Below are 7,307 nucleotides of genomic sequence, written 5' to 3'. Positions count from 1 at the left end.
CACAATCAATTTCTACCTATTTCTATAAATTTCAATCTATTTCTATTATCTTATCTCCATATCACTCTTATCTCCTTATCCCCTTTCTTACACTTTTGATATATAGCCTGAACGGTTACAAAAATAGTTAGTCAAAAGTAAGTATTAAAAGATTAATAAACAACGAAAGACCCGAAATGCACAAAAAAAGGAAATTTCTGTCTCTGGTGAATAGATTTTAATTTTTTCTCTGCGTCTCTGTGTCTCTGCGGTGAACGGCTGCGTCTCTGCGGTGAATTACTATCTGAACGGTTACCTAAGTTTTATATCTCCCCAGACTCCCAAATTTTTGTCTTTAATGATAATAACTCCTTTAATTCCCTCAATAGTTTTGGCAAACTCAATGGCTGGTTCAATATCATCTTTCTTTTTAACTAAATTACCAATGGCGGTGGCACCTGCATCGGCTAATGAAGTCGAATAAGATAAGACTACCACGGCATCTGCTTGACCAAAACTTAACGAAGGACCGACGGTTCCGGATGAGGTGCAAATGCCCAGTGGTGTGTCGTTTGCATTTATTTCTATGGCTATTTTGTTGCTGAGTGGGGATAGGCCGGCGAATATCCCTATTTTTCTTTTCCTGATGGTTTTTATAAAAATATCGCCCCCATTTTCAACAATTATTTCTTTAGAATATTTCAATATCCCTTTTCCTACATATTCAGCAATAGCACCCGCAACAGCGGCCATTGGTCCTACTCCAGCTACTTTTCCTGCCCAGGCCATTTCCCTGACTATCTTTGGGGCATAGCGAGGGACTTCACAGGGAATAAGACTTCTTTTAAAATTGGGGTCAGTAACAATATATTTCTTTATCCTTTCACGGATTCTTAAGATTAATCTTGCTACCTCTCGCCTTAAGTCTTTATCTGCCATCACTGAAAGGTCAGTTTCCTCTATCTGCACATCAAAACTGACTAAATTATCTCCTTTAATTAACTCGCGATACCATCTTTTTTCATACATACTAAACCCTGAGTGAAAAAAGTATAACACTTTGATGTAAAGATGTCAAATAAAAAAAAGTATTTGACAAAGAGAGGTATAGTTATGGTATAATAAGATTCAGCAGGGGGATAACAAATGATTCAGCCAAAGGTATTAGTCGTAGATGATGAACGGAGTATCCGCGAGACATTATCTATGATTTTAGAAGATGATGGATATGTCGTTGTCAGCGCCAAAGACGGCGAGGATGCCTTACAAAAGATAAAAGAACTTAAAATAGATTTAGTTATCTTAGATGTCTGGTTACCTAAAATGAAAGGGGGGGAGGTATTAAAACAGATTGGACTCATTAAAGACAACTTGCCTGTAATTATGATTTCCGGGCAGGCAGAGATAGAAACTGTCGTTGACTCACTTAAAACCGGGGCAATTGACTTTATCGAAAAACCATTGATAAAGGGAAAAATCTTAGCAACAGTGAAAAATGTCTTACGATTACGAATATTAGAACAGGAAAATAATCAACTAAAACAAGAAAATAAAAATCTAAAACAGATTCTAAGTAAGGTATATGATATTAAAGGTGCTAGTAAAGAAATTGAGGAATTACGCAAGAAAATTTCAAGAGCCGCAACAACAAATTTTAATGTTTTGATTCAAGGTAAGTCTAATTCTGATTGTGAGGTAGTTGCTCATATGATTCATCTGCAAAGTCACAAAAGTGGTCAGCCTTTTATTAAGGCAAAGGTCGAAGATTTAGAACTAATATTATCAACAGGCAAATGGGAACAGGCAACTTTATTCGTGAATAATATCGATGAGATTGACTTGAGCACGCAAGCAAAAATACTTCAAATCTTACAAGACAGGGTAGTTTTTCGAATTATTGCTTCCTGTCGTGAAGATTTAAAAAACAAGATTGAAAAGAAAACCTTTCGGGAAGATTTATATTATTTACTTAAGGAGATTACTATTAAAATGCCAGAAGATGGGATAACTGGTAAATGGTAACTAATTACCAGTTACCAGTTACCAATTACCAAATACAAGGAGGTAAAAAATGCAGGATTTAAAGAGTTACATTCGGGATATACCTGATTTTCCAAAAGAAGGTATAATCTTCAAAGACATTACGCCGCTATGGAAGGACAAAAATGCCTTTGCTCAAGCTATTGATACAATAGTAGATAGGTATAAAAAACATAAGGTAGATATTGTAGTTGGGGTAGAGGCAAGGGGATTTATCGTTGGAGCACCAGTTGCCTATAAATTAGGGGTAGGATTTGTTCCAATGCGTAAACCAGGTAAATTACCTTATAAAACTACCTCTGTTTCTTATGAATTAGAGTATGGAATCGACACCATAGAAATGCATGAAGATGCTGTTGAGAGTGGACAAGAGGTATTGATTATAGATGACCTGTTAGCCACAGGTGGAACAGCAAAGGCGATGTGTAAATTAGTAGAAAAAGCAGGGGGTAAGGTTGTGGCATTGGCATTTATTGTCGAATTGGCATTTTTGCACGGCAGAGAGAAACTAAAAGATTATAATCTATTTTCGTTGATACAATATTGACTTGACATTGTCAGGTTAATGGGACGCAGATTTGCGCAGATTATCAGGATAATAAAAAATTAAATAATCTGCGAAGATCTCCTGTAAAATCTGTATTTATTTGCATGCTGTCTATTTTCCAATATCATCAAATGCCTTTGGTTTAACTTCGGGGTAGTAATAGTCCAACTTCAATATCTGTTAGATTTGAAGAAGTTATGTTTCATGCTTATCTACTATGATTTTCTCAGTTAATTCTTTATATTAAAATCTTGAAAATCTGCGTTCATCTGCGTCCAAAAAGGAAATTCCTATGCCTAAATCTGTACGAAAAGTCGGTTTAGTCATAAAGTCAGGATCTCATAAATACCATGAAAGGTGAATTTAATTTCCAGTGGCATATTACCAACCTTTGTAATCTTAAATGTAAACACTGTTATCAATCTGATTTTACACGGAGTTTAGATATTGATTGGGCAAAGATAAAATATTTCGCCGATAACATCATCACTACCTTAACTCAATGGCATAAATCTACAAGGATAGATATTACAGGAGGTGAACCACTTCTAAAAAAAGAACTCTTCTTGTTGTTAGAATATCTTGACCATAGTCCACTGGTGAAAGAGACAAATATTATTACCAATGCTACTCTTATGGGTGAAGATGTCTTAAAAAGATTGACTGAGTTTCCAAAATTAAAAAGGATAAAGATTTCTCTCGAAGGTTTAAAGGAACAGAGTTGTGATACCATAAGAGGCAATGGGGTCTTTAAAAAGGTCATTAAAGCAATGGACTTATTGCAAGATAAAGGATTAGAAGTTGTCCTGATGTTCACTGTCCTGAAAACAAATTTAGAGGAGATTGTAGAAATTCCACAATTTTGTAAAAGGCATTCAATAGACGGTGTTATCCTTGAAAGGTTTATACCGCTGGGAAAAGGAAATCAAATAGCCGAGGAGGTTTTAGACCAAAAAGATTACAAAAGACTGATAGAGTTAATTTTAAAGATAATCCCAAATAAATTTGAACTGGATGATTTCTTGCCTTATAAGGCATTTTGGATAAAATGGGATAAAACCATAAAAATATTAGGGGCAAAATGTAATATTGGCGACACGCTCTGTATTATGCCAGATGGTGAGGTATTTCCCTGTCGAAGGTTCAATCTGAGCATAGGAAACCTTCTTAAAGATTCTTTAAAGAATATTTACGAGCAGACTGCTCTCCTGAAGGAATTGAAAGATAAAAGACATCTCAAAGGGAAATGTTCTATTTGTAGTGTTTCAGACTGTTTTGGTTGTCGGGCATTAGCCTTTGCTCTAACTGGTGATTACTTTGCACAAGATAGCCAATGTTGGTGGTAGGAGAAAAGAATTTTATGAAAAAACGGATTATAACTTTGACGATAATAATTCTTATTGTAAGTATTATTAGTTTTATTTTGATAAAGAAGAATGTAGAAAAAACAGTTACAATAACCAAAGGCTCGGTGACTCGCGGGGAATTAATACTTAAGGTTACCTCTCGCGGTAAAATCGAGGCAAAAGAAAGGTTTGAACTGCGTGCTAAAATCCCCGGGGTGGTAGTTGATATCTTAGAAGAAGGCACAGAAGTCAAGAAAGGTCAAATAATAGCCACAATGAATGATAAAGAATTATTAGCTAAACAGAAAGAACAATCTGCATTACTGGTTTCCTATCAATCCGAACTTAATAGCCTTCTTCGAGGGATTAATCTCAAAGAGATAGAAGAGAAAGCAGATGAGGCGAAGGTATGGTTTGATGAGATTAATAGACAATTTTTATCTAAAAAGAGGCTTTTTGAAATTAATGCAGTTTCCGAAGATGAATATAAAAGATTAGAGGTAGAATGTGAAAAGGCTAAAATTGCCCTGAATCTTGCCAATTATCGCCTGGAAGAAAAAAGAAATCAATACCAGGAAGAGATAGAAACCGTAACATCTAAAATAGCGAGTGTCAAAGCCAACCTGACTTTTATCCAGCAACAGGTTGATTGGTCAAAGATTCCATCTCCGATTGACGGCATTGTCATTTATAAAGGTAGCAAAGAAGGCACTTATGTTCCTCAAGGACAACTTCTCTCCGTCGTTATCTCGCCGAGTCAATTTGTGGTCAAAACCGATTTGGATGAAGTGGACATTGCCAAAATTGGGTTAGGGATGAAAACTACAGTCATTCCTGATGCCTTCCCCGGACAGAGTATCTCTGGTGTAATTACCAAAATCGCCCCCTCCCCTATTCTCCAGGAAAAGATTAATACATTTGAGGTAACTATTACATTAGTCAAAAGTAGTCTTCCTCTACGCAGTGAAATGCTCACTGATGTAGTGATTATTTCTAAGAGAAAAGTGGATGTTCTAAAAATACCGTATGAGGCTACACTTAGTATTGATGATAAATTTTATGTCTTTGTGCTAAAAGATAATAAACTCATAAAGCAGGAAGTATCTTTGGGACTGCGTAATCCTAATGAGGTTGAGGTCCTATCCGGGTTAAAAATAGGAGAAGAAGTAGTCCTGAACCCCCCGGTTGATTTAAAAGAGGGGACTAAAATCAAGGTAAGGAAAAATGCTGATTGAATTAAAAGATATTACCAAACTCTATCCAATGGGAAAGGATAGTTTTTCTGCCTTAAAAAATCTATCGCTTGGGATTGGAAAAGGTGAATTTATTGCCATAATGGGGCCTTCTGGTTCAGGAAAATCTACCTTGATGAATATTATTGGTTGTCTGGATAAGGCTACCTCAGGTAGATATTTATTGGAAGGAGAAGATATTAGCCAAAAGGACGATTATGGATTAGCCAAAATCAGAAATACAAAAATTGGGTTTGTCTTCCAGTCATTTAATCTTCTAAAGAAAACTACTTCACAGGAAAATGTTTTGTTACCTCTTTGTTACGCAAATGTTCCGCGACATATGAGAAAAAAACAGGCAGAAGAGATGCTTCAAAAAGTTGGTCTGGCGACAAAAGTAAAGAATCTACCATCTGAACTCTCTGGTGGTGAACAACAACGGGTAGCCATTGCTCGAGCATTAATAAATAATCCGACAATTATCTGTGCCGATGAACCGACAGGTAATCTCGATACCACCACCAGTAAAGAAATAATGGAGATATTCGTCCAACTCAATAAAAATGGAGCAACTATTATCCTCATCACCCATGAATTAGACATCGCTGGTTACGCCAAACGAATTATTCATTTGCGGGACGGACAGATTGTAGAAGAAAAACTTTGCGACCTGTGCGATTAGACTAATTCATCGCAAAGACGCAAAGGAAAAATAAATGTAAAATAGGAAATGAAAAATGGGAAATTTTAGCACTTCGCAAGACTCATTACCTTTCAGTTATCCATTTTCATTTTACATTTCTCATTTTACATTATCCATTTTACATTTAACCGCACAGGTGGAAACTTTGTTCGTAGATTACATTTTATGTAACACTTTACTTATGTGAATTTTGCTTGACAAAAAGCTTTCCATGAGTTATAATATGTATGATATAAACATTGAAGGAAGGAGTATTTGGATGCGTTTTTTAGATGTTAAAACAGATTATGCCTTCAAAAAGGTTTTTGGTTCTCAAGGGAGTAAGGATATACTTATTAGCTTTCTTAACTCGGTGATTGATTTTAAAGAGACTGAAAAAATCGTTGATTTAGTAATCGTTGACCCCTACCAAATACCATTAATCAAGGGGATGAAGGATACCTATGTCGATGTTAAAGCCAAACTCTCAAACCAGAAGAATGTCATTATCGAGATGCAGGTTTTGAATGTAGAAGGGTTTGAGAAAAGGATTTTATATAATGCGGCTAAGACATATTCAGCTCAGCTAAAAGAGACAGAATCATTTACCAGCCTTGAACCTATTATTGCTCTAACCATTACGGACTTTATCATGTTCGAGGATGTAGATAAGGTTATCACCTATTTCAATCTCATTGAAAAGGAGACTTTAATCAAATACCATGATGAAATCGAACTTGTTTTTATCGAATTGCCCAAATTCAAGAAGAATGAGGATGAGCTGGATTCAATCAAAGACAAATGGATATATTTTATAAAGAATGCAGGCAGACTTGAATATACTCCAGAGAGCTTAGTTAAAGAGATAGAAATAAAGGAGGCATTTGAAATAGCCAATACAGCGGGGATGAGTGAAAAGGAGTTAGAAATTCAATATAAGCGGCACGATTTTATCCGAATGCAAAGAGGTGCGATAGAGTTTGCCTTAAAACAAGGGTTAAAACAAGGAATAGAAAAAGGAATACAAAAAGGGTTAAAACAAGGAATACAACAAGGATTAAAACAAGGAATACAAGAAGGAATACAACAAGGGTTACAACAAGGCAAAATAGAAGTAGCGAAAACTCTTTTGAAATCAGGCGAGAAAGTTGAAAAAATATCACAGATAACGGGATTAACAATAGAGGAAATCAAGGGTATTAATTAAATATCTTCACACAGACTTTTTTTAACTCTCTGTGGTTGGTTATTTTTAGAAGGAAGGAGTATTTGGATGCGTTTTTTAGATGTTAAAACAGATTATGCCTTCAAAAAGGTTTTTGGCTCACAAGGGAGTAAGGATATCCTTATTAGTTTTCTTAACTCGGTGATTGATTTTAAAGAGACTGAAAAAATCGTTGATTTAGTAATCGTTGACCCCTACCAAATACCATTAATCAAGGGGATGAAGGATACCTATGTCGATGTTAAAGCCAAACTCT

Annotated in this window: 8 protein-coding genes; 7 read left to right on the top strand and 1 reads right to left on the bottom strand. The window is 35.6% G+C overall.

Features of this window, described 5'->3' with window-relative positions; genetic code table 11:
• Positions 1-291: 291 nt before the first annotated feature.
• The gene (locus AB1422_14325) at positions 292-1,038 is read right to left on the bottom strand and encodes a UPF0280 family protein (protein MEW6620488.1); all 747 of its coding nucleotides are present in this window, start codon (positions 1,036-1,038) and stop codon (positions 292-294) included.
• 87 nt (positions 1,039-1,125) lie between these two features.
• Here AB1422_14325 and AB1422_14320 point away from each other — a divergent pair, with 87 nt between their 5' ends.
• The 7 genes from AB1422_14320 to AB1422_14290 all read left to right on the top strand — a co-directional run.
• The gene (locus AB1422_14320; GenBank protein MEW6620487.1) at positions 1,126-2,001 is read left to right on the top strand and encodes a response regulator; all 876 of its coding nucleotides are present in this window, start codon (positions 1,126-1,128) and stop codon (positions 1,999-2,001) included.
• Positions 2,002-2,050: 49 nt separating this feature from the next.
• A complete protein-coding gene (locus AB1422_14315; protein MEW6620486.1) occupies positions 2,051-2,566 on the top strand; it encodes an adenine phosphoribosyltransferase in 516 nt (171 codons plus the stop codon).
• Positions 2,567-2,916: 350 nt separating this feature from the next.
• Complete coding sequence (locus AB1422_14310; protein MEW6620485.1) at positions 2,917-3,912, top strand: radical SAM protein; 996 nt, start codon at positions 2,917-2,919, stop codon at positions 3,910-3,912.
• Between the two features lie 14 nt (positions 3,913-3,926).
• Positions 3,927-5,147 (top strand): efflux RND transporter periplasmic adaptor subunit, encoded by a 1,221-nt coding sequence (locus AB1422_14305; GenBank protein MEW6620484.1) that lies wholly within the window; start codon positions 3,927-3,929, stop codon positions 5,145-5,147.
• Positions 5,137-5,826 (top strand): ABC transporter ATP-binding protein, encoded by a 690-nt coding sequence (locus tag AB1422_14300; protein ID MEW6620483.1) that lies wholly within the window; start codon positions 5,137-5,139, stop codon positions 5,824-5,826. Before AB1422_14305 ends, AB1422_14300 begins: the two co-directional genes overlap by 11 nt.
• Positions 5,827-6,106: 280 nt before the next feature.
• A complete protein-coding gene (locus AB1422_14295; protein ID MEW6620482.1) occupies positions 6,107-7,033 on the top strand; it encodes an Rpn family recombination-promoting nuclease/putative transposase in 927 nt (308 codons plus the stop codon).
• A gap of 66 nt (positions 7,034-7,099) precedes the next feature.
• Positions 7,100-7,307 (top strand): PD-(D/E)XK nuclease family transposase (locus AB1422_14290; GenBank protein MEW6620481.1); only part of this gene is annotated, 208 nt, incomplete at its 3' end.

The sequence above is a fragment of the bacterium genome (genome assembly GCA_040757115.1).
Lineage (GTDB): Bacteria > UBA9089 > CG2-30-40-21 > CG2-30-40-21 > SBAY01 > JBFLXS01.
The sequence above is the reverse complement of the archived record's forward strand: the minus strand, read 5'-3'. Positions and strand labels throughout refer to the sequence as shown.

Bases quoted from the DNA above. Each gene is read 5' to 3' on its own strand.
- AB1422_14320 (MEW6620487.1), top strand. From the start codon at position 1,126: ATGATTCAGCCAAAGGTATTAGTCGTAGATGATGAACGGAGTATCCGC.
- AB1422_14315 (MEW6620486.1), top strand. From the start codon at position 2,051: ATGCAGGATTTAAAGAGTTACATTCGGGATATACCTGATTTTCCAAAA.
- AB1422_14310 (MEW6620485.1), top strand. From the start codon at position 2,917: ATGAAAGGTGAATTTAATTTCCAGTGGCATATTACCAACCTTTGTAAT.
- AB1422_14305 (MEW6620484.1), top strand. From the start codon at position 3,927: ATGAAAAAACGGATTATAACTTTGACGATAATAATTCTTATTGTAAGT.
- AB1422_14300 (MEW6620483.1), top strand. From the start codon at position 5,137: ATGCTGATTGAATTAAAAGATATTACCAAACTCTATCCAATGGGAAAG.
- AB1422_14295 (MEW6620482.1), top strand. From the start codon at position 6,107: ATGCGTTTTTTAGATGTTAAAACAGATTATGCCTTCAAAAAGGTTTTT.